The 26,487-nt window shown below is 44.9% G+C and carries 30 protein-coding genes and 1 pseudogene; 19 read left to right on the forward strand and 12 right to left on the reverse strand.

Annotated elements, in window-relative coordinates; genetic code table 11:
- Positions 1-24: 24 nt before the first annotated feature.
- The gene (locus EXN75_RS04115) at positions 25-840 is read right to left on the reverse strand and encodes a DUF3822 family protein (protein ID WP_118118616.1); all 816 of its coding nucleotides are present in this window, start codon (positions 838-840) and stop codon (positions 25-27) included.
- The gene (locus tag EXN75_RS04120; protein WP_134842876.1) at positions 824-1,303 is read right to left on the reverse strand and encodes a hypothetical protein; all 480 of its coding nucleotides are present in this window, start codon (positions 1,301-1,303) and stop codon (positions 824-826) included. Before EXN75_RS04120 ends, EXN75_RS04115 begins: the two co-directional genes overlap by 17 nt.
- Positions 1,304-1,357: 54 nt before the next feature.
- Here EXN75_RS04120 and EXN75_RS04125 point away from each other — a divergent pair, with 54 nt between their 5' ends.
- The 4 genes from EXN75_RS04125 to EXN75_RS04140 all read left to right on the forward strand — a co-directional run bounded on the left by EXN75_RS04125 (position 1,358) and on the right by EXN75_RS04140 (position 4,915).
- Positions 1,358-2,833 (forward strand): ATP-dependent DNA helicase, encoded by a 1,476-nt coding sequence (locus EXN75_RS04125; protein ID WP_134842877.1) that lies wholly within the window; start codon positions 1,358-1,360, stop codon positions 2,831-2,833.
- A 1,065-nt stretch (positions 2,834-3,898) separates the two neighbouring features.
- Positions 3,899-4,480, forward strand: coding sequence for a hypothetical protein (locus EXN75_RS04130; protein WP_134842878.1), 582 nt, complete (start codon positions 3,899-3,901; stop codon positions 4,478-4,480).
- On the forward strand, positions 4,480-4,734 hold the full coding sequence (locus EXN75_RS04135) for a DUF6926 domain-containing protein (protein WP_134842879.1): 255 nt from the start codon (positions 4,480-4,482) through the stop codon (positions 4,732-4,734). The genes EXN75_RS04130 and EXN75_RS04135 overlap by 1 nt, the downstream gene beginning before the upstream one ends.
- Positions 4,735-4,738: 4 nt before the next feature.
- On the forward strand, positions 4,739-4,915 hold the full coding sequence (locus EXN75_RS04140) for a hypothetical protein (protein ID WP_010537206.1): 177 nt from the start codon (positions 4,739-4,741) through the stop codon (positions 4,913-4,915).
- Between the two features lie 112 nt (positions 4,916-5,027).
- Here the strand turns inward: EXN75_RS04140 and EXN75_RS04145 are convergent, their stop codons facing one another.
- Positions 5,028-5,384, reverse strand: coding sequence for a hypothetical protein (locus EXN75_RS04145; RefSeq protein ID WP_134842880.1), 357 nt, complete (start codon positions 5,382-5,384; stop codon positions 5,028-5,030).
- Between the two features lie 282 nt (positions 5,385-5,666).
- Between EXN75_RS04145 and EXN75_RS04150 the strand changes: the two genes are divergently transcribed.
- The 4 genes from EXN75_RS04150 to EXN75_RS04165 all read left to right on the forward strand — a co-directional run bounded on the left by EXN75_RS04150 (position 5,667) and on the right by EXN75_RS04165 (position 8,134).
- Positions 5,667-6,050 (forward strand): single-stranded DNA-binding protein, encoded by a 384-nt coding sequence (locus EXN75_RS04150; protein ID WP_010537205.1) that lies wholly within the window; start codon positions 5,667-5,669, stop codon positions 6,048-6,050.
- A gap of 278 nt (positions 6,051-6,328) precedes the next feature.
- A complete protein-coding gene (locus EXN75_RS04155; RefSeq protein WP_117701451.1) occupies positions 6,329-6,535 on the forward strand; it encodes a hypothetical protein in 207 nt (68 codons plus the stop codon).
- 518 nt (positions 6,536-7,053) lie between these two features.
- Positions 7,054-7,632 (forward strand): type I phosphoribosyltransferase, encoded by a 579-nt coding sequence (locus EXN75_RS04160; protein ID WP_134842881.1) that lies wholly within the window; start codon positions 7,054-7,056, stop codon positions 7,630-7,632.
- A gap of 1 nt (position 7,633) precedes the next feature.
- Complete coding sequence (locus EXN75_RS04165) at positions 7,634-8,134, forward strand: SLOG family protein (RefSeq protein WP_167639443.1); 501 nt, start codon at positions 7,634-7,636, stop codon at positions 8,132-8,134.
- Positions 8,135-8,342: 208 nt separating this feature from the next.
- Here the strand turns inward: EXN75_RS04165 and EXN75_RS04170 are convergent, their stop codons facing one another.
- Together EXN75_RS04170 and EXN75_RS04175 are read right to left on the reverse strand one after the other, a co-directional pair.
- Positions 8,343-8,921: a DUF6642 family protein gene (locus EXN75_RS04170; protein WP_106813514.1), complete on the reverse strand. Its 579-nt coding sequence runs from the start codon at positions 8,919-8,921 to the stop codon at positions 8,343-8,345.
- 11 nt (positions 8,922-8,932) lie between these two features.
- A complete protein-coding gene (locus EXN75_RS04175) occupies positions 8,933-9,568 on the reverse strand; it encodes a recombinase family protein (RefSeq protein ID WP_134842883.1) in 636 nt (211 codons plus the stop codon).
- 355 nt (positions 9,569-9,923) lie between these two features.
- Between EXN75_RS04175 and EXN75_RS04180 the strand changes: the two genes are divergently transcribed.
- The 7 genes from EXN75_RS04180 (at position 9,924) to EXN75_RS04210 (ending at position 16,389) form a co-directional block, all read left to right on the forward strand.
- Complete coding sequence (locus EXN75_RS04180; protein ID WP_134842884.1) at positions 9,924-10,934, forward strand: hypothetical protein; 1,011 nt, start codon at positions 9,924-9,926, stop codon at positions 10,932-10,934.
- 11 nt (positions 10,935-10,945) lie between these two features.
- Positions 10,946-11,392 carry a hypothetical protein gene (locus tag EXN75_RS04185; RefSeq protein ID WP_043610617.1) on the forward strand — a complete coding sequence of 149 codons (447 nt, stop codon included), beginning with the start codon at positions 10,946-10,948 and terminating at the stop codon, positions 11,390-11,392.
- A 15-nt stretch (positions 11,393-11,407) separates the two neighbouring features.
- Positions 11,408-11,767, forward strand: coding sequence for a hypothetical protein (locus EXN75_RS04190; RefSeq protein ID WP_134842885.1), 360 nt, complete (start codon positions 11,408-11,410; stop codon positions 11,765-11,767).
- Between the two features lie 105 nt (positions 11,768-11,872).
- The gene (locus EXN75_RS04195) at positions 11,873-12,286 is read left to right on the forward strand and encodes a hypothetical protein (protein ID WP_134842886.1); all 414 of its coding nucleotides are present in this window, start codon (positions 11,873-11,875) and stop codon (positions 12,284-12,286) included.
- A gap of 97 nt (positions 12,287-12,383) precedes the next feature.
- Positions 12,384-13,244 carry a hypothetical protein gene (locus EXN75_RS04200; protein ID WP_134842887.1) on the forward strand — a complete coding sequence of 287 codons (861 nt, stop codon included), beginning with the start codon at positions 12,384-12,386 and terminating at the stop codon, positions 13,242-13,244.
- Between the two features lie 245 nt (positions 13,245-13,489).
- Entirely contained in the window at positions 13,490-14,956 is a 1,467-nt protein-coding gene (gene mobV / locus EXN75_RS04205) for a MobV family relaxase (protein WP_134842888.1), read from the forward strand.
- 29 nt (positions 14,957-14,985) lie between these two features.
- Entirely contained in the window at positions 14,986-16,389 is a 1,404-nt protein-coding gene (locus EXN75_RS04210; protein ID WP_134842889.1) for an OmpA family protein, read from the forward strand.
- A gap of 94 nt (positions 16,390-16,483) precedes the next feature.
- Here the strand turns inward: EXN75_RS04210 and EXN75_RS04215 are convergent, their stop codons facing one another.
- From EXN75_RS04215 to EXN75_RS04225, 3 genes are read right to left on the reverse strand one after another with little or no spacing between them, the layout of a single operon-like run.
- Positions 16,484-16,984: a hypothetical protein gene (locus EXN75_RS04215; RefSeq protein ID WP_134842890.1), complete on the reverse strand. Its 501-nt coding sequence runs from the start codon at positions 16,982-16,984 to the stop codon at positions 16,484-16,486.
- A gap of 6 nt (positions 16,985-16,990) precedes the next feature.
- A complete protein-coding gene (locus EXN75_RS04220) occupies positions 16,991-17,968 on the reverse strand; it encodes a nucleotidyl transferase AbiEii/AbiGii toxin family protein (RefSeq protein ID WP_134842891.1) in 978 nt (325 codons plus the stop codon).
- A complete protein-coding gene (locus EXN75_RS04225) occupies positions 17,965-18,684 on the reverse strand; it encodes a DUF6088 family protein (protein ID WP_134842892.1) in 720 nt (239 codons plus the stop codon). Before EXN75_RS04225 ends, EXN75_RS04220 begins: the two co-directional genes overlap by 4 nt.
- 185 nt (positions 18,685-18,869) lie before the next feature.
- On the opposite strand from EXN75_RS04225, the gene EXN75_RS18120 reads away from it, so the two are divergent.
- The 4 genes from EXN75_RS18120 to EXN75_RS04245 are packed head-to-tail and all read left to right on the forward strand — an operon-like array spanning position 18,870 to position 20,451.
- On the forward strand, positions 18,870-19,367 hold the full coding sequence (locus tag EXN75_RS18120) for a hypothetical protein (protein WP_246031284.1): 498 nt from the start codon (positions 18,870-18,872) through the stop codon (positions 19,365-19,367).
- Positions 19,368-19,374: 7 nt separating this feature from the next.
- Positions 19,375-19,749 carry a DUF2958 domain-containing protein gene (locus EXN75_RS04235; protein ID WP_010537185.1) on the forward strand — a complete coding sequence of 125 codons (375 nt, stop codon included), beginning with the start codon at positions 19,375-19,377 and terminating at the stop codon, positions 19,747-19,749.
- A gap of 52 nt (positions 19,750-19,801) precedes the next feature.
- Positions 19,802-20,173, forward strand: a complete 372-nt coding sequence (locus tag EXN75_RS04240) for a hypothetical protein (protein ID WP_134842893.1) — start codon at positions 19,802-19,804, stop codon at positions 20,171-20,173.
- Complete coding sequence (locus tag EXN75_RS04245; protein ID WP_134842894.1) at positions 20,170-20,451, forward strand: hypothetical protein; 282 nt, start codon at positions 20,170-20,172, stop codon at positions 20,449-20,451. The genes EXN75_RS04240 and EXN75_RS04245 overlap by 4 nt, the downstream gene beginning before the upstream one ends.
- 116 nt (positions 20,452-20,567) lie before the next feature.
- On the opposite strand, the pseudogene EXN75_RS04250 reads toward EXN75_RS04245, so the two are convergent.
- From EXN75_RS04250 to EXN75_RS04265, 4 genes and pseudogenes are all read right to left on the reverse strand, one after another.
- Positions 20,568-21,767 (reverse strand): annotated as a pseudogene (locus tag EXN75_RS04250) (ArdC family protein); the annotation flags it as partial.
- Positions 21,768-21,772: 5 nt separating this feature from the next.
- A complete protein-coding gene (locus EXN75_RS04255) occupies positions 21,773-22,378 on the reverse strand; it encodes a hypothetical protein (RefSeq protein ID WP_134842896.1) in 606 nt (201 codons plus the stop codon).
- Positions 22,379-22,436: 58 nt separating this feature from the next.
- On the reverse strand, positions 22,437-24,041 hold the full coding sequence (locus EXN75_RS04260) for a glucosaminidase domain-containing protein (protein WP_134842897.1): 1,605 nt from the start codon (positions 24,039-24,041) through the stop codon (positions 22,437-22,439).
- A 16-nt stretch (positions 24,042-24,057) separates the two neighbouring features.
- Complete coding sequence (locus tag EXN75_RS04265) at positions 24,058-26,475, reverse strand: MutS N-terminal domain-containing protein (RefSeq protein ID WP_134842898.1); 2,418 nt, start codon at positions 26,473-26,475, stop codon at positions 24,058-24,060.
- Positions 26,476-26,487: the final 12 nt, after the last annotated feature.

Raw genomic sequence — 26,487 nt, forward strand, 5'->3', positions numbered from 1 at the left:
TTGTTTATCAATCTGATTCTTTCTTTATTTGCTCAAGTATAGAGCTAACAGGTCGAATGGCATACCTTTTATCTCTGTGATAGGGGCACGGTTGAACTCTGCACAAGGATTCAGCACATTCACCTTTCTGATATAGAGTTTGATGTTGTAGAGAAGCCATTCTTTGTCTGGAATATCGCCTACGAGATGCAGTTCGTCCTGCTGCTGGTCCATTCCCAACTGTTTCCATACATACATCATGAAATAGATGGCATCCTTTGGGTGGGGTGCCTCGAATGAATTGAAGAACTTGAAACGGTTCTTTTCAAAACTGAAGATATCCACCTTCTTGTCATGGAAATAGGCAAACAACTTACGTCTGATTCCTGCGAAACTGCGCTGGTGAAGGTAGTTCCATACGGGTTGAAGGATTGGGGTGAAGCGCACATTGCTGAAATTGTCTTCTACCACCAATTTCAAGTCCTTGTTGATAGGGAAGATGGCCACAACATTCAGTGATGGCTGCACCCGATAGTGAAGAGCATCACTGCCGTGCTTCGTGAAAGCATGCTGGTAGAGGGTGGCGAGGTCTTCCTCCTTGAATTCTTCTACCGGTACGATGAGTACTGGTGTATCTATATAGACTCTTACCTTCGAATATCCTCTTTGCAGCAAGTCACTCTCCTTGAAAGCCTGACGCAGGTTTGCCGCCATGGAGACTCCACTTTTCACAGTGTAAGGTTCGTATATTACTTGATGCTCGGCTTCTCTGTCCACGACGGAAAAGCTGAGTGTATTGTTGCTCACGCGGATAGTGAGTCGGGCTTGTTGCCAATTCTTGTTGTTACCAGTTACCTGCATTGTTGTTGTCTGTTGTAATGTCACCTATCTTTAGTCCAGGATATGCTCCTGAAATCATTGCATTGTCTATGAGTTCCTGTACGGCATTCTCGTCCAGTCCGTTGAGGAAGTCTTCATAAGAGGCACCGCATTCCATCAGCGGAATCTGCTTGCCGCTCTTGCTGACGATGGTTGTGGCAGAGAGTGTGAACTTCTTGCCGTCAGAATAGGGGATATACTGTAGGGATTCCTGCAGATATTTTCCCTTGATGAGCGTCTGGAAATCTCCCGAATAGCCTCCGTGCCGTGCCTTATATCTCTCTTCTGCCGTACGTATTTTCATAAGTGTTTCCTTCACCGCCTTTTCCCGTTCTTGTTGGGCAGACTGGAAACGGAGCGGCTGAGAGATACTCAGCGTGCAGAGTACTAAAAGCACGATGACGCATGCCCCTAATATATAATTTATGTTTATTTTTCGTTTCATTTCAAAAAGTATTGTTACTTTTGCAAGTGCAAAGATACAAAATGTTTTTGAAATATGGTCAAAGAAGAGTTAAAATATCAGATATTACAACAATTTGGGTTTCAGCCTACTTCTGAACAGGCGCATGCCTTGGAGGTTTTTGCTCAATTCCTCACAGATACGACCCCTCATTGTGCGATGATTCTGCGGGGTTCTGCGGGTACGGGTAAGACTTCCCTCTCGGGTGCTATCGTTCGTACTTTGCAGGCTATCCGTCAGAAGGTCATGCTTTTAGCTCCTACGGGTAGGGCGGCTAAGGTTTTTTCGCTCAACAGCGGTTGCCCTGCCTATACCATCCACCGCCGTATCTACCGTGAGAAATCTTTTGCCGGTGTGGATGGAAAATTCAATCTGAATGATAATCTCTATACCGACACCTTGTTTATGGTGGATGAGGCTTCCATGGTTTCTAATCTTGGATTGGGCGATGGCAATTTCGGAAGTGGCTTTTTGCTGGACGACCTGGTGCATTTTGTTTATCAGGGGCGCAACGACCGTCTGATGGTCATTGGCGACAAGGCTCAGTTGCCGCCGGTGGGGGAGGAGGAATCTCCTGCTCTTCAGGCGATGATGCTGGAGGGGTATGGACTGAAAGTGTACGAGTGCGACCTCAATGAGGTGCTCCGTCAGAGTCAGGAGTCCGGTATCTTGTATAATGCTACGGTCATTCGCAAGATGATTACCCATGATGATATCACCCAGTTGCCTCTCATCCGCTTCCAGGGCTTTGCCGACATTGTGATGATGCTGGGCAATGAACTCGTAGAGAGTCTTGCCAACAGTTATTACCAGGTAGGACAGGATGAGACGATGGTGATTACGCGCAGCAACAAGAGGGCGAATATCTATAATAATGGCATCCGCAATATGGTACTCGACCGGGAGGAAGAACTCTCCGGCGGTGATATGCTCATGATTGTGAAGAACAATTATTATTGGACAGAAAATGAGCGGAAGCAGACGAAGGCTTCGGGCGATACACCTGAAGTGAGGAAGGAACTGCAGTCAATTCCTTCTTTCTTGGCGAATGGTGACCGGGCGAAAGTATTGCGGGTGCGCCGCCATCTGGATCTTTATGGTTTTCATTTTGCTACACTTCTGCTCCAGTTTCCCGACTATGATAATTATGAAATCAGCGTAACGGCATTGTTGGATACCTTGCAGAGTGAGGCTTCAGCCCTTACCCGTGAGCAACAAGAACAGCTTTTCCGTGGGGTAGAGGAAGACTATCAGGATATTCCGCTGAAGGCAGACCGCATGAAGGCTATCCGGGAAGACCAGTACTTCAATGCCGTGCAGGTGAAGTATGCCTATGCCATCACTTGCCACAAGGCACAGGGTGGACAGTGGGAACATGTCTATGTAGATCAGGGATATATGACGGATGATATGTTGACACCTGATTATATTCATTGGCTTTATACCGCCTTTACCCGTGCCAAGAGTAAACTCTTCTTAGTGAATTGGCCCAAAACACAGACGCAGGTCTGAAGAGTTCCCTGCGCTGGAAATCAATTTCGGATATAAAGTTACTAATATTTCTTTTTTTCGCTATTTTTTATACGTTATTAAAAAATAATCCTTATCTTTGCATCCGTAAACCTTGCTGAAAGCCTCCATTGGGCTGAGGTCGGGGATGCATATATATATTAAGGCGTAACTGAACGCTTTGGTTTTGACGATTCGTGAACTTCGCAAATTCAACAACTTGTCAAGAACAAAAGCAACGGGGACGCCCTATGGGGTGTATATTATACAGCCCTCATTGGCTTTGGACTCATACGTTCAGAGTTAGATGGGGTATCTATATAGTTACATCGGCGTGGGGCTTTCAGCGTTGTACACTGAAAGATGATAATTCTTATTTGTTACCTACTTGATTATCAGCAGGTACAGGAAAACTCAAACGTAAGCATCATTTTATTGGGTGACAAGAAAGAACCAACAAAATGAAAAACAAATCTTGTGCAACAAATTTTGCTACTCAACAACCATTTTCCCTGTTACTTCTACTTCAAGAACCATTTTTACTGGCGGAAAGAAAAAAGATGTGTTACTTGTCTATGGCAGCCAACCAAAGCCAATACACAAATATAAATTCATTCATCTTAGGATATATATACTAATGGATTGGATGAACTGAACGAATTGCGGAGCGATAGCCCAACCGTGCCATGTGCAGTATTGGGTTATCGCTCTCTTTCTTTCCGCCAGTAAGAACTCTTGTATGATTTCTGTTACTTTCCACTTGTAACTGCTTGTTTCAAGTCATTCTTAGCTCTTTTATTCTCATTTCTCAACTATTCTAATTGTTACTCCGTTACCTGAATCTTCATCACCATTTCTGGGCTTTGATAAATTTGGTTGCAAAGGTAATGTCTGTACCCATATTCCTTGCAAGGTCAGTGCCTATGGTCTCTTGCTAAAATCTCCACCTTGCAGGTCGTATTTGAGCAGAGAACCTTGCAGGAAAAGCACAGACACCTTTTGAGGCAACAAAATTTTAATCAATCCCGAAATTGCAGATGCAAAATTAGGGAATAAAAATGAAGACTTATGGCAAACATTTGTGACACTCAGTACAAGGTGATGGGCGAACGCAAGGCGGTAGCCGACCTTTGGAACACGCTCCAAACAATGGAGGTGAACACCAAGAACGTATATCTCTACAAGTTGGCGGAACACTATGGCATCGACTATGAGAATATGGGCATATCGGTAAGAGGACATATCTATTGGGCAGAGTTTGAGGCAGACGAGGACATCTGCTTGTTGTCCTTTGACACCGAAAGTGCATGGTCTGCCTGTGAGGAGTTCTTTGATGAACTGAACAAAGTTCTTGGTGGAGAACTTTCCGTCAGTTATCGTGAGATAGAATGTGGATGCGACATTTTCTATGTCCATGACGAGCAAGGCTTCTTCCCAGAGGAATGCTGTGTGAGTTCTTCGGGCGAGCCTTTCGAGGATGCTTGTGAGGACATCTTTGACACTTGCAAAGATGCTATTGCCAAGTGGTGTGAGAAGATGGCTATCTCGCAAGGTGACAGAACCGATGATGAAATGATGGATTTCATCAACGGCTATAAGTATGAGAACGAGAACACCTATTATTATATAAACAAGTTCATGTTTAGCTGATGGAAAGATTTGAGACGATAGAGAAAATCCCCACTTGGGCATTATGCTATATCATCAATGGCGACCCTACGGGATTGAGTGATGAAGACATCAAGATGGTTGATGGCTTCATGCAGAAATGGCAAGTGGAGATTGTTTCTCCACTCAGCCAAGACGGAAACGCATCATTCTCGCACTATCCTGCCTTTGGACTACCTGCCGAGGTTGAGGAGTGCAAGGTGATTTATCATTCGGAGAACCCACAAACTTTATAGAGCTATGTTTGAATACGAAGAATTGACCGACATTATCGGTTGCAGTTGCACACTGCTGATACCCTACAGAGGACGCACAGAAGGTTTCGTTGTTGCAGACTATGGTGAGGACATCGTAGTGAAATTGCGCAATGGCAAGGAAATTGTAGAAAGACGTGATGACGTTCTTGTCTATGACTGACGAAAAGGATGCTTGGTGAAGGTTATACTCGCCAGGCATCTTTTTTCTTTCCGCCAGTAAAAGCCCTTTTGTATGAAACGGCAAACTCCCTTCATCGTTTGCCGATAAACTTTTATATGGCTATACTTTGATGGTTGTATTCGCCAAATGGCGACCTGCCTCTTTGTATGAGATAAAATCTGCGACTACGCCTTTCTTTGAGCTTTTCGTGCAATGAAGCCTTTTGTCTGAGGATGGATCTTGTTTGCAGCATTGCGATTGTAGTTGGTTGCTCATGCTTACCTTCCTCTACAAATAGGAGTAGCCTTCGAAGCAGGTTCTCCTTCTGCTTGTCTTGGTCAATATGCTCATGCGACCACCCTCCATGCGGAAAAGTATATTGCCTGTTGGTTAACCATTGTTGCTGACGGCAAAACGCCATGGAAACGTGCTTTGCATTGATGATGGTTGCTGCAAATGATTGTACCATACGATGCTGCTACGGTGTTCTTGCGTCCTTTTCTGAATTACCGATTTTTTGAAGCCACTATTTTTCCTATGCAAAGGTAGCGTGATGCTTCGACAGATGGAATCCGTCTTGTGCGGTCGCTTCGCTGTGACCAATAAAATAGCCAATAATCTTCCTTTTTCTCCTCACCGCCAACAGAAAACGAGTATTATAGTCGATTTTCATGGTGCTGCCCTCATGTGCCACATCCCTGCTCTTGGATTGCATGTAAAAATTAAGTTTCACTTCAAAAAGTAATTCAATATGAAAAAGATCGAGAACACTTTCGTAGTAACAGGATTCGTAGGCAACAACGCAGAAATCCGTCAGTTCACCAACGCTTCAGTAGCACGTTTCTCATTGGCAGTCAGCCGTCAGGAGAAGAATGGTGAGGAAACCAACAGGGTATCAGCTTTCATGAACATGGAGGCATGGCGCAAGAACGAGCATGTAGACTCTTTCGACAAGCTGCAGAAGGGAACCATGCTCACCGTCGAGGGCTACTTCAAACCAGACGAGTGGGTTGATCAGCAAGGCACCAAGCACAACCGCATCGTCTTCATCGCAAACAAGTTCTATCCTACACCAGACAAGGAGGAAACTCCAGCAGCAGAGCCTGAAAAGCCTACCAAGAAAGGCAAGAAATAGGATTTCTTCATTCTCTCCAATAAACAAAGCGGCTTCGGTCGCTTTTGTTTTGCTCATACAACCATGTTTACTTTTATACCCACTATTAGCAAGTTTACTCTTATAACCACATGCGTACTGCTATTATAAGCGTCAAGCCGTCTTCCCTTTTTATTACTTTGTCCCACCCATATGCGAAACCGCACCAACAGTTCGTCAAAGCGACATTCTTTATTTATCGGGAGTAAGATCCCGAAAGATGAAGAATGACCATTTGCCGAAGGACAAGCACGAACAGAATGGCATTGGCTAACGGCATCCGTGACGCAACCGTCACTTACATGCTGTCTACCAATGCCACCCCTTTCGTTAAGTTGCTTGTCTGGCTGTTGCGCAGTTTCACTCCCACCCATATCTTTTATATTCACTTCTCGTCTTCCTTTTATAATCCATGGTTTACCCTTTTTATAGCCGTCACAAAGATTTCATGCCAAAAGGCTCCTTGACTGTGGCGACCAACTGTCGCTACTGCAATAAGCCACATGGCATGAAGGCTGGAGCGGAAACACACTCGGCATGGATGCCAAGAGAGTTTCCCAATTACTCCTGCCGCATCTTTGTTCCGTCCTTCTATTATAATCGGCAAGCCATTCTCTCTTTATAGCACTTCGTCCCTCCCTTGCGGAATTGCACCAATGGCGCAGTTCCACACCCACCCTTTTCTTGTTGTAATCTTATGTAGTAGCACTTATAGCCATTTCATTTCGTCCATCGTCTTTGCCGCTTCGGATATTTTCCGCAAAGGTACCAGTTGCATGGCAAATGCCAAATTGGGCATCATGGATGCTTTTCAAAAAATCTTCCTCTATGTGCCTTGCATATAGAGCGTATTTTTCGCTTCCGATTTGTCTTTTTGCCTTCCAACTCCTTTGCGTGGCGGAAAAATATCCCTTGGGCAAGCCGAAAGGCTTCCGAAAATAGGGAAAATAAATAATCGAGTTTAACGCAAATAATTTTTCCGACTATGGCAAGAATGATAGACGACAACATCAAGAGACAGCTGAGCAAGAGGATGGATTTCTTCTTGAAGTATTTTCCTGTGAGGGTTCGCAATGTGGGCGAGGACGCAGTGGCTGCACGCCAACTGACTTGGGCGTTCAAGGATGCAAGGGACAACGCTTTTGAGAAGGTGGCGCAAATGACCGCAGCACATCTTATCAAAGTTTGTGGTGAGAAGATAAAGGACATCGTGTTTGTATGTGTGCCAGCCAGCACCCAAGCCAAGAACGAGAGTCGATACATGGCTTTCTGTAATCGTGTGAGCGAGCTTTGCGGCATCATCAACGGCTATTCGCACATATCCGTTTCAGGCGACCGCTTGGCAGTACACGAGCACCGCCATGACAAGGAAAAGAGCATCACTAAGACACAAGTGATTGAGTTTGATGAAGCCTACTTCAAAGGCAAGGACATCTATGTTTTTGATGATGTGGTAACGACCGGCGCAAGCTATGCCATTTTTGCCAATCAGTTGGAAATGTTTGGCGGAAACGTATTGGGAGGTCTTTTCTTGGGACGCACACACTATAAATATGCAAAGTGATATGGATAAGACAAAGTACATCAAAGCCAATTCCGTGGCTTTTTCGGGACATCGCACGATAGCGGAAGACCGCAAGGACGAGATAAAGAAGAAATTGAGGGGCAAGATAAGGCTGCTCTATGCTATGGGCATCACCAATTTCTATTGTGGCATGGCACTCGGTTTCGATATGTTGGCAGCCGAGGAGGTGATTTCATTGAAAGTGGAACTTCCCAATCTGAAACTTATTGCCGTCATTCCCTATGACGGTCAGAACGAGAGGTGGAGCGCTAGGGAGCAAGACCGCTATTGGGATATTCTTGACAAGGCGGACGATGCTATCCTTTTGAGTAAGTACTATTTCAATGGATGCTTGCTCAGACGAAATGATTATATGCTTTCTCATTCGTGCGGACTGATTGCTTTCTTCGACGGCAAGCCCAAGGGCGGCACGTTCTACACTTGCCGAAAAGCCAAGTCGATGGGGATGGACATCATCAATCTGTACAAGTCACAAGTATAACAAACGAAAACTATAGAGTATGGACGACATCGTATCTTTGTTCGTGGTATTCTTCGTGTTCAAGGCTTTAGGCGGAACGCTCAAAAGCCTTTTCCACGGAGACAAGCGAAATGATTTCAGAAGAGACAGATAAGGAATTGCCTTATCTGCCAAGTATTATGGGCAAGCCATACTGCAAGCATCAGTTGCAGTATGGCTCACCATTTATCTATATTGCACAAAAATCTAATTCGTTCAATAAGGATTTGTATGTTTTGCGAAACTTACTAATGGCAATATTTTTGATATTGCCTGGCTTGTTGCTTGTTATCAATTCATTCAGTAAAGCCGTGTCAGCTATGGCTGATTTCATTGCATCTACGCTCTTCTTATATCCGCATACCAATTTTGCGCCTGTAATAGACTTGAAGTGCTCAACTTCAGAGGTGTTGGCGAGTGTTTTACAGCAACTAAAGTGAACTATTTTATCACGGAAGAAATCCCCGGCTATATCTGCCAATTCTTGTAAATCAACATTTCCATTCTCTCCCTCTAAACTTATAGAATGAAACCAACCATGACAAGCTATATAAACAATGTCTATTTTATTCCATTCACGTTTGTTCCTGTTGAAATACTCTATGTAGAGTTTCAAATCCTCTTTTGTCAAAATGTGCCTATAAATAGCATCGCATTTATGATATTCTTTCAACATTCTAAGAATAGGCTCGCTATTCAAATCAAAGCGTTCAGGCTTTTTGTGGGTATTGAATTTCCATTCTCCCTCAAAACAAAGTATATTCTTCATAAAATCACCTTTTATATTTCACTTTCATCCTTTGGCTTCCTCTTGCCGAGCGGCCCGCTGAACTTTCCACGGTTCAGCTTCACCCCATACTTGTTGAGTATGCGGAACACCGAGCTGCGACTCCTGAAGCCGCTGACCTTCCAGATGTCATCGATAGTGTAGTTGTTGTTATACATATTGACGATATTCCTCTCACGGTCGATGCCTTTCTTTGGAGTTGAACTCTTGGCAGGTTTAATACCCGACTTGATATATTCCACATGGGCAGTAGCCTTGCGCAAGGCAACGACCTCTTCTGACAACGAACCGAACATGAAAAGCACATCGGCTATTGATGTACTTGGGAATAGCTCACCCTTGGAGTCGATCTTGTCTTGTATGGAAATGACCCTTATCACCTTCACCCTGCAAAACTCCAGGAACATCGCCAACTCCCGAATGCCACGTAGCGCATTGCTGAACTTCGAGATGACCAGTTCGTCACCTCGTTCCAGACAATCCATGAGTTGCTTCCATTCTGGGCGTGTCTTCTCTTGGCTTGCATTATCTTCTATGATACGGCAGCAGCCATACTTCTCCATCCAAGCCCGGTCAAAGGTGAATGTGTCATACTGCTCCGAGTTAAATATGTAACCTACTTTTGCCATAGCTATTATACACTGATTTGTAATTTGCCGACAAAGATACTTATATTTCATCAAAGTATAATCATACTCTGATAATTATTATAGTTAATTAAAGATTGATGTACTGCACTTTCTTGGATATATTATCATTTCATATCATGCTATAAAGTATGAATTAGAATAAAATATAAAGTTTGATTTAGTTTGAATGAATACCAGATAAATAGTTGTAAATTCGCACCGCAAATTTCAAACAAAGTCCGAAATGGAAAGTATAAACATTATCATATCTGCGGCAAAAAGCCGATTGAGGGTGAAGTGCAAACAATCTTGCACTTCAAGTTTTCGCATATCATACTTTGAAGGTAGAAAGCATATGTCCATGTTGTCTGCCATCATACTTGCCATTCTTTTGCTGGCATCCTGTTCAAAAAATGCCAGTGAATCATCTTTCCATGATGCAAGGGAGGCATTGGATGCGCAAAAGGTGTTCCTTTCAAGGATGAAATCAGACAAGGATTTGTCTATGGAACACCTTGCCGACAAAATATCCAAATGGCGTACTTTAGAAGACTCGGTTTCTGCTTGTCTGATGCGAGACACCATCAAAAAGGCACATTCGTTTCCTCTGGAAGAATTTTCCAATGTCCATGACTCCATCCGTGACGAGTTTATGCGCATAGCAACCGCCAAGCGAAGGACATTCAAGGATGTACTTCTGTTGAAGATGAACGCCACACCTTATAAAGGTAATAAGGAAACGGACGGCCTTTCCTTGGTGGCTTCAAAGTTTTTTGAGAGTATGGACACCATACCATTGTATAAAGGTGACAATACAAGGATCTTGACCACCTATCATTTCTTCTTAGAGAAGGTGAAGAAGGAAGGCATAGCCAACCAATCACAGTTTCTTGCCTTCTTGAAAACGGAAGACAGACTGTTCAGAACATTTCTATCTCATCTATACGAGATGAGCGACGTGTCGGTTTCGTATATAACAAGTGGAACAGAAGATGTGTGCAAGATGATTGCTCAATCTTCAAGGAAAGGAAACTTACCGGCAAGGGATGCCGTGGCATATATGGCGGTTCGTACCAATCGAAGAATCATCGCCAATGCGCAGACTTGCGTTGCTGATATTAAGAGTGGAAAGGTTACTTCCGCCGAACAACGGACTGCCTATTTTTGGATGATACTGCAACCATTCCTGTCCATTGATGACTTCGGAATGGCAATGCTTTCAGAGAGGCAGCGAAAAGATTTGGTACAACTCTCAATAGATGCCTTAGGCACAATAGCAAGTCTTAGCCGTTCCTTGCAGATGGACAAGAATATGACAGGCGGATTACCAGATATGTTCATCAAGCTATACATTTCTTCATTATAAACACAATAGTTATGCTGCATAAATTTCTCAACGACTTTCTGGCACTTGCACCATTGCAGTTGCCAGAGCTTATCAATCAGGAGCGCATGGAACAGCCAGTCTATGAAGACGGCTATGTCCTGCTTGACTTCAAGTTGGAAAAGCCTTGTCCTCTCGAAGAGGTGATGAACCTGTTCGAAGACCAGATGGAACTGGTCATCCTTTACCACAAGGTGACTTCCGTACATACAGAGTTCGGACAGTTCTGTTGTGCCTTCTCCAACCCTAATTTCGGGCGGATGTACAAGATGAATGCCAGTACGGATGCCAATGGAAATGTCCACTCCGTCATGGTGACAATCTATGAGTCCTTGGAGTTCATGTACGGTGACTTGTGCCACGACATGGAACTGCAAGCGAGGACAGGCTTCTTCAAGTACAAGCGTGACAAGGCGGACATGCTGATGTGTTTCATGTGACATTACGTTCCATTTATGAGCGACATGCAGCTTCAGAACATCGTGGACATCATCCACAAATGCCACACATGGATAGACGTTGGCAGTTCGTTCCATTGGAAAGACACCGCAGTTTCACAGCATGGCATGGTACAGACCGTCTGCTGTCGGTGTATTACCCTTCGGGTCTGTCATTCCAACAATGATTATGTCCGTGGGCAGGAGTGGCATATTCCTCTGCTTGACATTGACCGAAGTGCCAAGATTCTTATGAGAAAGGATGCTGGTTTCAAGAAACGCCTTGCTTCAAATGCTTTGACAATGGCGGATGTCGAGCGACTTTTCATGGAAGTCACCTATGGAATTATTGAGTTGGAGCTATTCGAAGGTTATTGACCGTTTTACATTACAATTTGATCTATGATATTCAAGATTATCTTTCTTTTCTTCCCTATGTTTCTTTTCTTGGCATCAACGATGTGCTACAGAAAGAACAATCGGATGATGCAGAGATTTTATCTCCGCATGGTGTTTTCGCATAATTTTCGAAAACTGTACACATTGCTGTTGCTGATGGCAATATTGGTGTTCAGTTTCGTGGCATATCAAGTACAGCCCAACGAGATTGGTGCTCATGTAATGGCACTGTTGGCATTGTTGCTGTTCAAGTTCTCCTATGCAGACAATCTGCTGCATAGGTTGCATGACAACAGGAAATCATGTGCTATCGCTTTTACAGCCTCATTGGTGTTCATGTTCACTCCCCATTTGTACACATTGGGGATGATGGTAGGCTTGCTCTTGGTGGCATCCATCTACTATCCGTCCTCAAAGGTCATCTTCAAGGCACAATGTCCTGACAGTGGCAGACACTTGGCGCAATGTCCTGAGGACATCGTAAACTTCTACTTTTAGTCCATTCTTGGAATATGCCACTTGGTACTTGGCACATTCCACAACACTCAGTCTAAAATGAGAATCATTATTTCACAACATCAACAAGACATTTTCAATGAAACATATACCAAAGGAAAATATAAAGGTAAGTCTCTCTGTCGGCTTTCTGGCATCTCTCCAGGACCGACATAACGAGCGGTATTCCAAACACGAAGCGTTCTGCTATCTGCTGGACAAGGCTTGTGAACACTATATGCCGAAAGCCGTAAGCAAGGAAGTGGCAGACGAATTGAAAGATTTTCAGTTTGTTACAACCAAAACTCAACTTGCGGAGGACTGGCATTGGCATCGTGCCACCGTGCGTCAGTTCCTCGAAAAATTAACGGAACATGGGCTGATACTCTGCAAGGAGTTTGAAACGAAATACACCATCATCACGATGATTGGCATGAAGGACGGTAACGTTCCGACAATGCGAAATAGCATATTGGAACCAATCATCCGTTTCACAATGGACAGTTGGTTCAATGGCACTTCCACCACAGAAGAGACTGCCGTTGTCTGTGGTCAGATTGTAAAGGGTGCAGTAGCATTATCGCAAGAAAACAACTCTGCTTCTACATCATCTGACAACCAACTTTCATCTGATGATATTGCCACTTGCATGATTGGCAGACTTGTGGATTGTATGCCTCTTGTAGATGAGGAAGAACATAACAGACTTCAGCTGCGTAACGCAATCTTCAAGTTCTTCACTCGTGTTCTCAATCGAGACTGGCTCCAGTTGCTCCTTCTGATAAAGGAACTGCCCGACATCGCCAGTCATGGAAAGTCTGCTTCCGTCAAATTGAACACAGCTGAAGACATGAGCCTTTTCCAATCCCTGTGTTCCGCTTATAAGGCTTGCTGTCCTAACTCAACAGTTGAGACAGCTGCCAAGCCAGTTGTAACCGCCAAGGCGGACAACCATAAGTAGAGTTCATTCTGTTCCATTATAGCTGCCTTACGGACATTCTCCTTTTAAGACCTCACGGTTCGGTACTGGCATACCGCACTCGTCGTGGCTTGCCTTTTTTAGCGCATCGGGCTTGCCCGCTGTTCACGAATTTAGGGAGTGTGGTAACTCATTACCCCTACGACCTATCAGTCTTCGGGAGAGTGTCCGCCAAGACAGCAAGCTGGGACACTGTTTTTACTGACACATATAAGCATATCAGAGATATGGAAAGAATAGCAAAGCAGGTTTTGAACGTCAGGGGACGTAAGGGATGCGCCGCCGCTCTCAGCCGTGAATACCAACGCAACTGGAGCGACAGGGCATGGCAGGTGGCTATTGCAAAAGGCAACTATGACCTCGGTAGACAGCATCTGAACTTCCAGATTTCCAAGGGAGGAAAGATAGCACCTATCGACAAGAGTAAGTCTATTCCACAGTTGATGGCTGAGAACTTGGCAGCTCGTGGCATCAAAGACAAGAATGAGGGGTTGGCAGAGCCACGCTTCAGAACTGTAGCGGATTTCATTTTTAGCGGTTCACAGTGGAAGATGCGAGAACTTGCCTTCGGTGAACAAAAGGTTGTATTCAAGCCTGGTGACAACAAGGAAAATTATGCAGTCAAGCGTATGCCTGAGATTGAGCAATGGGCGACGGACATTTATAATTTTGTCGCAGGAAAGTATGGTGAGGAGAATATCGTTGCCTTCTATGTACACTTGGACGAGACTTCACCACACATCCATTGCGTTCTTCTGCCAATCAAGGACGGCAAGTTTGCCTTCAAAGAAATCTTCGCAGGTGCCAACAATCGGGAATATAGTCAACGTACATCGAAACTTCATGACGAGTTGGCGATGGTCAATGAACCTTGGGGACTGGTGCGTGGAACGAGCCAAACGGAGACTCGGCAACGACACAGACCTACGGAGGAATACCGCAAGCACCTGTCCGAGGAATGTTCTTCAAAGGAAGAGGAACTGGACAACCTTAACAAGGCTGTAAGTGATCTTCGGGTGGAAATAGCACTGGCAGAACGTCGTGTGAAAGGTCTCTCTTCTATGGTAGAACATCTGGAAGAAGAGAAACATCAGAAGATGTTGGAGATAGACAAGTTGAAGGTGCAGATTGCTAACAAGGAAGGTGACAGTTCCATCTTGTCGCAGAAGTTGGAAAAATTGCAAAATGAGTTGGATTCCGTTGATGAGAAACTGGCTGACAAGAAAGACAAGCTCGCTGTAGCTGACCAGCAGTTGGATGAGTTGAACAAGGACATGGAGTTTGTCAAGGAACGGACAGAGACGCTTCGACAGGATGCCATGCAGTTCTCTCGTGAGGCTCAGACTGGTGCTGGCACACTTATCAAGACTGCTATGTTGGAAAGCATGGTCACTGACTACCGTTCCAAGATGGCATCGTTGCCACCTGAAATCAAAGTCGCATTTGACGGTTCGCCATTGGAAACCATAGCCGAGCACACTGCCGAAGTTCTTCATTGTGCCACATTGTTGTATCTTGGCTACATCGACCAAGCTACAACTTTTGCCGAAGGGCAAGGTGGCGGAGGCGGTGGCAGCAATGACATGAAATGGGGACGCAACGATGACGAGGATGACAGGCGTTGGGCGCACCGTTGCCTTGCGATGGCAAACAGGATGATGCGATCGAAAGGCAGCAAGAGTAGAAAGCGTTAATAGAAAAAATAATCGACAAATTGAAATCTATGATTAGAAAAGCAATATTTATGATGGCATTGTGCGTATGCGGACAATTACACGCCAATGCAGAGACAATAGATGATGGCACGAATGATTGGGTACCGTCTGGCATAAACGAGGATATGCTTCGACAGATTGAGCCGACATATCTCAAGGAGGTGACTGTACCCTCCGCATGGTCTTCCAACTGGTTCGTTGGTATGTCTGGTGGCATATCTACCTTTGTAGGAAAGCCGCATGGTAAAGGAAACTTGTTCGACAGGATGAAACCTTCCTTGGCAATAGAGGCAGGAAAGTGGTTCACGCCAGAGATTGGGGGGCGGTTGAGTTTCCAAGGTTTTCAGTTCAAGGATGCCAGCAAGAATGTCCGTGATTACAAGATGGTTCATGCGGATTTTCTTTGGAATGTGACCAACAGTTTTGTCAAAGACCATGCCACCACACAAAGATGGGGATTCATTCCGTATGCTGGTTGCGGTATTATCCATAACGAGGATAACGGCAAGAGTCCGTTCGTCATCAACTATGGTGTGATTGGACAATATCATTTAACAAAGCGTTTGGCGGTCAACATGGAATTGGGTGGCGCAACCACATTCCGTGACTTTGATGGTGTAGGCGCATCCAATAAGTTTGGTGACAATTTGTTCACCTTGTCTGCCGGACTGACTTTCAACATCGGAAAGGTTGGTTGGAAGAAGGTTGTAGATGCCGCTCCTTATATCAACCAGAACAAATGGCTGGCAGATTACACCAATGAATTGTTGGCTCGCAACCAAAAGTTAAGCAAAGCTCATGCGGAGGATGCCAATGTCATAGCTGAGATGAGAAAAATCTTGGAGATTGAAGGATTGCTGAAAGCCTATGCCGACCGCCTGACATATTATGCGGATAGTACGGAGTATCGCATATACCCGAAAAATAATTACAGCGGTTTGAACTCGCTCCGTGCAAGATTGGCTCACAAGGATTGGAATGGCATGGGAAAACCAAAAACAAGCCACTCTCTGGAGTATAGTTTCTCCGTTTCGGATCCTGTTTCTTGGAACAAATACGTTGCAGAAATGGCAGGTGGAATCAGGTGCATCGGTTCGCCAGTATTCTTCTTTTTCAAGATTAGAACCACACAGTTGGTTGACGTTTCACAGATGGTAAACTTGGATGAGCTTGCTCGTGTAGCAAAGGCTTATCATCTCAAAATTTCCGTAGTTGGTGCTGCCGACAGTGCCACAGGAAACGATGGCATCAACAATCCTCTCAGCAAGTCAAGAGCGGATTATATCACGCAACAGCTTGTGGCAAGAGGCATTGACAAGTCCATGATAATATCAAAAAGCGAGGGCGGTATTGATGAGTATTCACCAATAGCAGCCAACCGACATACGACGGTCAGACTATTTGCACAGTAAATGTGTTTTACTGTCATTCATACGATAAGCGGTAATCTGCAAAACAATGATTATCAAAAGAAAGAGTCCGTTCGTGATGAATGGGCTCTTTCTGCTATTTGTTATTCTGTTCGTTCTCCAGTCGCAATATCTTGTTTATGACAGCAATGACTTGCTCTTGAATGTAAGCTTTGAACATCGTATCGTCCTTTATGGCAAAGTCCAACTGTTCATATACTACAGTATTGACAGAACTTCTGAGTTGTTTTAGTTTGTCGTTTACTGGTATCTGTCGATGGGCTTGCCAATAGAACGTAACTTCATCTTGCACTATCGCTTTCAACACCATTTTCTGTTCACGGCTGAGTTTTTTGAAGGTCTTGGTTTCTCGTTCTTCGTTGTTGTCATATAAAATAGTATCGATATATTCATCAGTATCAACGATCTCAAACTCATTGTCCCCGAAAGGCAAGTTCAAAATCTTCTTGTTTCCTTTCTTCATCTCACCCATGCACTCCTTACAGATGTGTTGGGCATGACCTTTCCCAGGAAATGACTCGTTCGACTTGTATTCACCACAAATCTTACAGTAATGTCCTTTATGCTTCTTTGCCATAACCGTTTATTTTGTCAAATACGAAATCAACTGCTCCATGCTATTTTCGATACTCTCAATAGTCGGTATATCTTTGTAGGCAAGGTCAGGAAGTTCTTTTGTATAGACGCTGCTTAACGCTGACCATACATTATGTAGGTCACTGATGATTGGAGAATCCATGATGTCTTTGTTTTGCCATCCTTCGGGCTTGTCAAATCTCTGTTGGTCTTGTGCAAACAAGTTGTTGAAGTCCGATTTGAAAGCATCGCTTTTCAGATATTTCTGTGTCTCTACATCATTCAATAGAAAATGCAAATCATAGAAATGGCGTATCTTAGCTGTCAATTCCGGCATGTAGTTGTCGGCTAAAGAACAGCGAAGCAATGATACCAATTTCTCTGTCAATGTTCTGCGCCTGTCGAGAACATTCACCTCGAAAGGTTGCATATCATATTCCTCTATCAAGTTCTCGTTGCCTGTCTTTTGCAAGAACTCGGTCAAGAAGCTTTGCAATCTGCATTTCAGGAAAGGATATGGATTGGCAAAGGAGTTAATTTCGACAAGCAACTGTCCAGCCTTGATGGCACCTACTTGTAATGTATCAATAGCTCTTGGATAAGAATAGTATGCCTTGTGATAGTGAGAACCTTTGCTGGTAAAACCAGGCATATCCATTTCCTGCAGACCTTCCGTCATGCTTTTGGCAGTTCTCTTGATCAGCATCTTCAGTTGGTTGCCGCTGAGCGTCCATGCCTCAGAGATAGCAATATCTATGTCTTCTGAGAATCTACTACCGATACCGTATGCTTTTGTAAGACTTGTTCCTCCTTTGAAAATGGCACGATTCTCCTTGTCGTTCGCAGCCATCAAAGACAACGAGCGACAAATCCAATAGTCCTTCTCGATGAAGATGCTCTTGATGCCAAGTCCTCCATCTTCTACAGGTTGTGATGCTGCTTGCAATGCATCAGAGAACAACTCCCAGTTTTCATGTAATCTCATATGATGTTCCAGTTTCTTTTGTTTGATAATACTTTATTGGAGATTGGCAACTTGTAACTGGTCACTCCATTCAATGTTTTGCTGATGGTTTCCGTTTCCAGTTCCATGTTCTCGTAGATGGCTCCAAGCAAAGCTCTTACATAAGGTGTGTATGCCAAGGATAGTTCTGCCAATTCTCGCTTCTGTTCCATTGAAAGAACATTGATTGCTTTGCAAATGTTCATCACACAGTCATCAGGTGAAGTGGCAGGAATGTCCTTTATAAGACGCAGCGCATCCAATATTCTAAGTAGTGGAATATTGCTTGATGTTATGGCGTTCTCTTGTAACAAGAAAGATATTTTCACGCCATTTCTTGTGATGGGTCTCCGATATTTATTTGTGCCGACAAGGATGGATGAACTTATCTGTGTTGTCAGACCCATAGCTGCAAATGCGGCAGTTCCTGTAATGTAACCCACAATCTTGCCATTTTGCTCCAGAAAGTCTTTTACAAGTTCAGAATCTGCAGGTTTCAGATTTCCAAAAATGGTCTTCTTCGGAATATAGTATTTCCCCTTTGCTATCTTTTGCAGCTCGCCTTGGAGCACAAGACGGTTGAGAGCTTTGGCGAGTGCTGGCTGATAGCGCATCTCCACCCCAAAGTCTCTTGTTGTCAACACGACCCCAGCAGGGGTTGATGACAATTTTTCCTTTATCAGTCTTGCTATAACCATGTTTATCTCCTTTTTTCGAGTGCAAAGTTAATAAAAGTCTTGTTTTTTACGCAATAAACTTGACTTTTATATATTTCTTTAACCATTTTCATGCTATAATCCATCCCATACCCCTTCATCCTCCCTTGTTTTTCCTTTGCAAATTTAGTTCAGCCCACCAGACCGTCAAGTATCGCCTTGCTATTGTGAGGTTATTTCATCAGCAGCCTTCCACCAATCAAAGATTGGGGTATTCCGAAGAAATGACCTCCCAATTCCTTGCCTTGTCTGCCTCCATGCCCGAACTCTTGATTGCACGTAAAATCAATTCCCTCGATGAAGTCGTAAAGGCTTCTAGAATAGGGAAGAAAAAGAAGTTTCACCATTTAATCCGAACAGATATGAACGATATGATTAACGAAAGAGACAAGGAGTTTGCCAATGAGTTTTCACACTTCGTGAACGGCAAGATGTGTTCCGCATCCAAGGTGGGTACAGAGTTTGCCAATGACCACCGCTTTCTTGTAAACGAGAAGTTCAAGGTGATGATGGCTTTCATGGAGCAGTTGGCAATAAACTATCAGAAGGGCTATTATGACCTTCGCAATGAATGGGCTTGCACTTTGGCACATGCAGCCATTGAAGCCTTGCGTGAGCAGCAGCTCTACTATCCATCTTCATCAGAGTATTCACCCAATAAATAATGCAGTTATGACAAGCAGATTGATTACACCACAGTTGGCGGAGCAGTTCAAGCAATATCCGCTTTATTCACAGGACGGCAAGAAGAAGGATGCCATTTGCCAATGCGTCTTCTTCATCGGCAAAGTCCGTTGGTATGTATTGGAAGGTCAGCCGGAAGGCAATGACTTCACGCTGTTCTCTATCGTTGTCGGTCTTGCCGATACAGAATATGGTTATGCTTCCATCAAGGAAATGGAAAGTATCAGCGTGGATGTCGGACATAACCTTCCCAAGATACCGATATTGCAGGACAAGAGCTTCAAGCCTTGCCCAATCGGAAACATTCCCGACGAGAGATTGCAGTCGTTTCTGTCTGACATGTATGACAGGGAAGAAGTTTAAACCAAACATCAGCCGTAGGCTTCTTGCCTATGGCTGCTAAAAATCAAACGATATGATACAGCAAAAGATAACGGAGATAGCCGAGATATTAGGATGGAGCGTTGATTTCTCCGAGCCACAAAATGGCAAGACAGATGTAAACTTCGCCAAATATACTTCCTATGGTCAAGATTTCAATTTCAGCGTGGAACTTGAAGACGATGATATGGAAGCCTTCATCGACAATATCCATAAGTATTACGAGGACTTTGATGTTGACGAGGAAGCGTACATTTGGATTGGCTCAGACGGTCACGGCAAAAATGGTGCACCTTACCACATTGCCGATATAGTCAAAGACATGGAGGAAGCCGAAGTAATGATGGCTGACCTTTACGAGGCATTCAAACAATATTATTCACAGTTAGAACTTCAAGCCGTATGACAATAGAACAATATCTTTACCGCTTATGTCGAAACATTCTCAAAGAGCGTTTCGACTGGCGCAAATACCTTACCACCCAAAGCTATTTCGGCAGAGACCTTTGCGTCACTCCGCTCCATGTCTCCTATGGACAAATCGGCTATACCATCCATTTCCCTTACTCTCGTGACCCAATGCCCGAACTCGCATATGATTGGGAAATGGACGACCTCACCATCGATGAGAAAGATTGGCAGAAATGGCTATCACCCGAAGAAGATGATGAGGAGGAAGAATAAAACTCCCAAAACGAAAAATCCAAGATGCCTACACATTATTATATATGTGTGCATCTTGGATTTTTGCATGTTTGCCACAGATTGACTCGTTACCGACGGAACGCAGACCGTGCGACTTTTTCCTCTTCTACCTCAGTCTGCTCATTATCATTTGATGATGCAGATTGCTTCATGTCCTTCGCATCCTTGTTTTCTTCCGATACTGAAGCTGCGACATCCTCACTCTGTTGCTCCTTCATTTCCAAAGACACTTCGTCTATTCTCTGCGTGAGAATGGACGTTGCCTTTTTCACATCCATCAAGGTGGTCTTGATGAAACTTGGCGTCTCCTTCAGACTGCCGAGCCACGATTTCAGATAGGCGGCACTGTCTTCCTTCAGATTCTTGGTCATGCCATACTTCTGGCACACCAACGCACTGCCCAACTCTGCAACAAGTTCCTCCCTTGCATATTCATCTGAGCCAAAGCCCGATTGAGGATGCAAACGGTTCAACTGATTTTCCGCTCCTGTCGAGTGAACCATCTCATGAAACGCTGTTCCATACCACGACTCACCGTCTTTAAACTGTGCCTTCTCAGGAATGGTTATCTGGTTGCGGGAAATGGAGTAGAACGCATTGTCCTGGTGTTCGATATTGATGGGGCAAATCCATTTCTGCTCCTTGAACATCTGGTCAACAGCAGGAAATGAATACATGTCACCTTCCTTCACCAATGCCTTTTCTGGCTTGTTCTCCGCTTCCAACTTGGCATACAATTCAGGTCGTGCCTCCTTCAGATTGGTCTGTGCCACATTGAACACCTGATACACATTCAACTTCGGATAGACATTATACTCCTTCTGCTCCTCAGCACTCATTCGCTTGTAGTCGTCATAGGGTATCTTTTCTTTTGTCTCCTTGTGTACAATGGTAAAACTTGTCAGCATCACGGGAAAACTCTTCTCTCCCTTATTGATGCCAACCTTAGGCAATGGTTCGCCATTAGCATCCACCATCTGCTTCTTGTTACCTTGCTTGTCCGTCTGATAGTTCAAACCCACTGCACGGTTAAAGGTGCAAAACACTGGTAGTTCATAGCCTTTCTTCTCACACAGCATGGTGAGCAGCAAGGCATTCATGCCGTTATACTCCCTGCCAGACAGGTTCTTCGGCCAGCTCAATGTACCTTCCGTAAACCAAGGCTTTTGCCATCCGTCCTTGCTTCCCAATGACTCGATCTTCTCTATCATCATGTTTGCGAAGGTGTCCAAGGCTCTGTCCTCAGCATTTTTTCCATCGCCATTATTCTTTGGACTCTTATTGTAATATGCCATACTTGCTAATTGTTAGGGTGATACGGCTTCTTTTCCCACTGGCTCAACTCCGCCACCTTGCAGCCCAGGTTGAGCCTGTCGTTATACACCGAGATTTCCAGCTCGCCCTTTGCCTCGATGGTGGCTTTTGGCTGCAACCATTCCTCTCTTTCTTCCGAGAAACGGACAAAGCGCACCCATGTAAAGGCGAAATCTTCACCAATCTTCTCTGCACTGAAAGCCGAAAACATCAGGAAAGTCTTTCCTTTTTTGTCATTCTTCATGTCAATGTCCTTACCGACTTTGCCCTTGAACTCCATATCTCCCACGATGCCATCCTTGCTTTCTGTAGCAGGCTGGCTCACTTCGACTCCTTTCAAGTTAAAAAACAGGTTGTCGTCTTTCTTCTTGAAGGTAAGCCCACCTTTCACATCGATGCGATTGCCCACAACGATAGCTTCGGCACAATCTCCATCCATGATGCAGCTTACCATCACCGTCTTGTTGATACCTTTCTTGGCTGGCACCACCACATCTACGGAATATGTAGTAAACGGCATCCCGTCCTTTCCATTGCGAACCACTGCAGCCTTGCTGACGGTTCCGCACACACTTACGTTACATTTAATCATAGCTCAAATACTTTTTTATTTGTTTTCAATCGACCAAGATGTGGAACTTCCAAGTATCTTACTTTCTTTGCATTGTCTGACTTTGACCTTCTTGCTGTTCCAGGACTTGCTCATAGTTTTGTGATGCCTGTTGCGTCAGCACGATAGTATTCACCATTCCAGCGATGCGCATTTTCTTGGCATCATTGCTCAGGTTGGTATCACCCAACACTTGCGACAATCTACAGAACTCCGCATTGGTCAGCTCTCTCGTCACTTTGGTAGTGCCATTGTCCGCTTGCAACACAGCCTTTCCATTATCGCCAACACTCAACACGCACTCCTTCATAGTCGGCATCAACGGTTTCAAGTCCACCTGCCTTTTGCTTACAGCTTCTGAGATTTGCGTTCTTTGCTCTTCCTCGCTTTTACTGTCTATTTGCACAGCGAGGGCAAGCAGACTGCTATACATGGTAGTCACCAATCCCATTATCGGGTCTGCACTTGACAATCCTGTGCTTGCGTCCTCAGATGAAAGCAGTTTCTTCATCCAATCGTCAGGTGACAGACTCGTGTCCACAGCCGAACTATTTTCCTTGTATTTTGCCAACAGGTCATTGCCGTTATACAATGCCTGTTGCTTCAGATTACCTTTCTGCGCTATCTCCGCCAAGTATGATGCAGGATCCACGTCCCTTGTCTTGCCGTCTGCCGATATGTTTTTCACTCCGAAATGCAGATGCTCACCTGTGGTTCGCGTTCCAGTATTGCCAGATACACCCAACTTCTGTCCTGCTTTTACCTCGTCACCCACCTTCACGACGATACTGTCCAAGTGCATATAGGTGGTTTGCACCTTGCTTCCATCCGATCTTGCGTATTCCACTGTCACAGACTTGCCCCCGCCAGTATTGGCATTGTGGTTCATAGCTACCACCTTGCCACCATTCTCGGTTGCCAACACATCATCATGCTTGGCTCTGATGTCAATGCCCTTGTGCATCTGCTGTTTGCTTTTGTCCATAGGGTCTTGACGCATACCGAATGGAGAAGTGACAAACAAGAACTCGTCCCTTTTCACAGGGAATGAGTATTTGTCGTTGGTTGTTTGAGATGCTGTTTGCTTCTTTTCGTCATTATTGGATGTCGATACCGAAGACGATACCGTTGCTGAAGTTCTTGCATTCTGTTCTACGCCGAACTTCTTGCCCTCAGCCCTCATCTCTCGCATCACCTGTTGGTCATACTTCTGTAATCCATTGATCTCGATAATCTTTTGCAAACTGGCTGCATATCCTCCACTGGTGGCATAACCGCCTCGCTCAATGCCGTTTGTCCATCCCTTGTAATCATCGGGAGAGAGTTTGAAGCATTGGCTGTAGCGGTTGCTGTTCTTCAATATCTTGGAATGGTGCTCGTATGAGTCACCCACCGTGGCATACTTGCAGAACTTCTCATTAGGCTTGTCATCGGTATAGACAAGATAATCGCCACCGTTCTTCAACCAACTTTTCGAAGCCTTCACGCCAAAGTGGTTGTTGCCCAACTGCGACAGTTCACTCTGTCCATTACGGCTTTCTAAGATGCCTTGCGCCAAGGTGACGGAAGCAGGGATGCCATATCGCTTCATTTGTTCCATCGCCTCGACAGCATATCTTTCTGCATATTGCTGATTCTTGCTCATGTCTTTATCCTCATTATTATCGTTTCATACCGCCAGAACGCTGCTGTTCCTCAGTATTTTGCTCCTCTTGCTTCTGCTTGGGTGCCTCCAACTGGTCACAGATAGCCACTCGTTCTCCTGCTCGGATAAGTTTGGGCAGATAGGTGTCCAAGGCATGATGTGGAAAGCCAGCCATGTAGATACCAGCTTGGGTGTTTCTCTTTGTCAATGTAATCCCCAACACTTCCGCTCCTCGCTTGGCATCCTGTTCATACATCTCATAAAAATCACCTACACGAAACAGCAGCAAAGCATCTGGATGCTTGGCTTTCAACTCCTTCCATTGCTTCATGATGGGAGAGTCCTTGGTCTCTTCCTTCTGCTTACCCTTTGTTTCTTCCTTCTTTTCCACAGTAGCGTTATTATCTCTTTGAACAGTCGCATCCTTCTCTTCCCTAATATCTGTCTTTTCCTCAGAAGATGCTTGCTTATTCTCTTCCTCGTGATACTCTCGATGTTCTTCCTCATTCTTATCGGTGGAGACTTGCGTTTCTTGCTTCACCTCGGTTTCCTCAACTTGCTTTTCTGATGCAGTCTGCTCCTGCGTCTGTCCTTTCTGCAGGATGTCAGCAAACAGGGTAGCAGCAAGATGCTTTTTGTACTCGTTCTTGTCTTCGGCAATCCACATTCGTTGCCATTGGCTTGGCGATACCACACGAGGCTGCAACTTGTCTGCGCCATCAATGGTGACTGCACACAGAATGACATCGTTCTTTGCCTTGAACACGTTCACTTTCTGTATGCGGTTCATGTCCACCTCGTTGTGCTGACCGCTGCCAAACAAGTCCACCTTCAGGTCAGGCTTTGTCTCTGCCATCGCATAGTATTTCTGTGCCAGTTCCACTCTCAGACTGTCCATCGTGTCCTGCGCCTGTTTCAGTGTGGTGAAGAAGCGGTTTAAGTCCGCCTTGTCGGGATAGATGGAAAAAGCCTTCTGTCCTTCGGGCTTGATATACATCGCCCAACGCTTGTTGTCATCCTGCACCATCTGTATGCGGTCGAAGCCCACCTGCTTGCTCTGGCTCACGGCATCACTCACGTCTATCTTGGATATGTCTTCCATTTGCCAGTTCTTCAATCTTGCCACAGTGATGTCCTTTCCTGCAAAATAGCTGTCATCAGGATGGTAGCCCAAAGCGCCATCGGGATTATAGAACTTGACAGACTGAAAACCTTCTTTCTGTAAGGCATGTTCGATGCGCTGCTTGCTCATGCCCGACACCTCGTTGTTCACTTCCAATGATGCTCCTGCTGGCAACACCACATCAGCACTCTTGTTTTCCTTGTCTCTTACAATCACCACAAACTTCTGCTCGCTGTCAGGATGCTTGGCTATCTCGTCTGCCACGAAGTAATGCTTGGGCATCTTCAATTGCATCTCGGTGGTCTGCTGCTCGTTCTTCAAGGATGAATATTCTATTTTCTCGCCACGCTCTGCCTTGCGGATAACGTCCAAGGCATTGTTCACATCACTCTCTATGGCATCTATCAGACATGGATTTTCCTTCAATTCACGGTTCCAGTAGTCCACCAATCCCATGTTCTCCTTGGAAATCTTGGCTGGCATACCCATTTCCATCATCTTGATGCCCGAAGCCAGTTCTACCACCAGTTTCTCTTGCTTCACGGCATCCTCAGATGGTGCAATGCCATTCTTCATCACCATGCCCTCCCTTGCCAGTCGCTGTTGATGTCCTGTAGCACTCACCACTTGACGCAGCATCTCCTGCACATAATCGCTATATTGCTCAACATTTTCTTGCTTTGGCATATACACGGCGTCCTTCTCCGTGTCATAATGTGCCACTCCGCTTCCGTCTTTGCGCACCGCCATCAGGTTGTCCTTCATCTTCTGGATGAAGTCATTCACTTGGCTACGCAATGCCTTGTCTTCATTCGCACCGACATTCGCCTTCACCACCTCTTCATATTTTTCTTTGTCTTTCAATAGCAACATGGTCTGGTCGATGTTGAACAGCACTCGTATCTCCCGATTATGGATGCCCTTGTACTGTGTCTGATCGGTAGCCGACAATTCCTGGTAGTCCTTTCTACTGATGATGTCCTCTGGATTATGTCGGTTCACATACTTGTTCCACGCATACCAGTTGAACGGCACACCTCTCTCATGCGCCATCACAGACTCGTCTCGCTTCTTGGCTTCACTAAATAACGTGTAAAGATTTGTAGAAAATCCGTTCTTGTCGGAGTTCAATCCCATAACGAGGGCATTGAACGGACTCACTGCCGCTCCCTTTGGGTAAAACCGTGGATATTGCTTTCCTTGCTCGTTCAGCCAAACACCCTTGTTGTCGGCTGCTTTCGACAGGGCTTCGGTAATCAGTGACACTTGACGCTCTGCCGCATTCTTCTCTTGTGGACTTTTCTCTTTCATTGTATGATTGTT

This window comes from Segatella hominis, assembly GCF_004535825.1.
GTDB classification, from domain to species: domain Bacteria; phylum Bacteroidota; class Bacteroidia; order Bacteroidales; family Bacteroidaceae; genus Prevotella; species Prevotella hominis.

Coding starts and splice junctions, on each gene's coding strand:
- EXN75_RS04115 (WP_118118616.1), bottom strand. CDS start 840: ATGCAGGTAACTGGTAACAACAAGAATTGGCAACAAGCCCGACTCACT.
- EXN75_RS04120 (WP_134842876.1), bottom strand. CDS start 1,303: ATGAAACGAAAAATAAACATAAATTATATATTAGGGGCATGCGTCATC.
- EXN75_RS04125 (WP_134842877.1), top strand. CDS start 1,358: ATGGTCAAAGAAGAGTTAAAATATCAGATATTACAACAATTTGGGTTT.
- EXN75_RS04130 (WP_134842878.1), top strand. CDS start 3,899: ATGGCAAACATTTGTGACACTCAGTACAAGGTGATGGGCGAACGCAAG.
- EXN75_RS04135 (WP_134842879.1), top strand. CDS start 4,480: ATGGAAAGATTTGAGACGATAGAGAAAATCCCCACTTGGGCATTATGC.
- EXN75_RS04140 (WP_010537206.1), top strand. CDS start 4,739: ATGTTTGAATACGAAGAATTGACCGACATTATCGGTTGCAGTTGCACA.
- EXN75_RS04145 (WP_134842880.1), bottom strand. CDS start 5,384: ATGGTACAATCATTTGCAGCAACCATCATCAATGCAAAGCACGTTTCC.
- EXN75_RS04150 (WP_010537205.1), top strand. CDS start 5,667: ATGAAAAAGATCGAGAACACTTTCGTAGTAACAGGATTCGTAGGCAAC.
- EXN75_RS04155 (WP_117701451.1), top strand. CDS start 6,329: ATGGCATTGGCTAACGGCATCCGTGACGCAACCGTCACTTACATGCTG.
- EXN75_RS04160 (WP_134842881.1), top strand. CDS start 7,054: ATGGCAAGAATGATAGACGACAACATCAAGAGACAGCTGAGCAAGAGG.
- EXN75_RS04165 (WP_167639443.1), top strand. CDS start 7,634: ATGGATAAGACAAAGTACATCAAAGCCAATTCCGTGGCTTTTTCGGGA.
- EXN75_RS04170 (WP_106813514.1), bottom strand. CDS start 8,921: ATGAAGAATATACTTTGTTTTGAGGGAGAATGGAAATTCAATACCCAC.
- EXN75_RS04175 (WP_134842883.1), bottom strand. CDS start 9,568: ATGGCAAAAGTAGGTTACATATTTAACTCGGAGCAGTATGACACATTC.
- EXN75_RS04180 (WP_134842884.1), top strand. CDS start 9,924: ATGTCCATGTTGTCTGCCATCATACTTGCCATTCTTTTGCTGGCATCC.
- EXN75_RS04185 (WP_043610617.1), top strand. CDS start 10,946: ATGCTGCATAAATTTCTCAACGACTTTCTGGCACTTGCACCATTGCAG.
- EXN75_RS04190 (WP_134842885.1), top strand. CDS start 11,408: ATGAGCGACATGCAGCTTCAGAACATCGTGGACATCATCCACAAATGC.
- EXN75_RS04195 (WP_134842886.1), top strand. CDS start 11,873: ATGATGCAGAGATTTTATCTCCGCATGGTGTTTTCGCATAATTTTCGA.
- EXN75_RS04200 (WP_134842887.1), top strand. CDS start 12,384: ATGAAACATATACCAAAGGAAAATATAAAGGTAAGTCTCTCTGTCGGC.
- mobV (WP_134842888.1), top strand. CDS start 13,490: ATGGAAAGAATAGCAAAGCAGGTTTTGAACGTCAGGGGACGTAAGGGA.
- EXN75_RS04210 (WP_134842889.1), top strand. CDS start 14,986: ATGATTAGAAAAGCAATATTTATGATGGCATTGTGCGTATGCGGACAA.
- EXN75_RS04215 (WP_134842890.1), bottom strand. CDS start 16,984: ATGGCAAAGAAGCATAAAGGACATTACTGTAAGATTTGTGGTGAATAC.
- EXN75_RS04220 (WP_134842891.1), bottom strand. CDS start 17,968: ATGAGATTACATGAAAACTGGGAGTTGTTCTCTGATGCATTGCAAGCA.
- EXN75_RS04225 (WP_134842892.1), bottom strand. CDS start 18,684: ATGGTTATAGCAAGACTGATAAAGGAAAAATTGTCATCAACCCCTGCT.
- EXN75_RS04235 (WP_010537185.1), top strand. CDS start 19,375: ATGACAAGCAGATTGATTACACCACAGTTGGCGGAGCAGTTCAAGCAA.
- EXN75_RS04240 (WP_134842893.1), top strand. CDS start 19,802: ATGATACAGCAAAAGATAACGGAGATAGCCGAGATATTAGGATGGAGC.
- EXN75_RS04245 (WP_134842894.1), top strand. CDS start 20,170: ATGACAATAGAACAATATCTTTACCGCTTATGTCGAAACATTCTCAAA.
- EXN75_RS04255 (WP_134842896.1), bottom strand. CDS start 22,378: ATGATTAAATGTAACGTAAGTGTGTGCGGAACCGTCAGCAAGGCTGCA.
- EXN75_RS04260 (WP_134842897.1), bottom strand. CDS start 24,041: ATGAGCAAGAATCAGCAATATGCAGAAAGATATGCTGTCGAGGCGATG.
- EXN75_RS04265 (WP_134842898.1), bottom strand. CDS start 26,475: ATGAAAGAGAAAAGTCCACAAGAGAAGAATGCGGCAGAGCGTCAAGTG.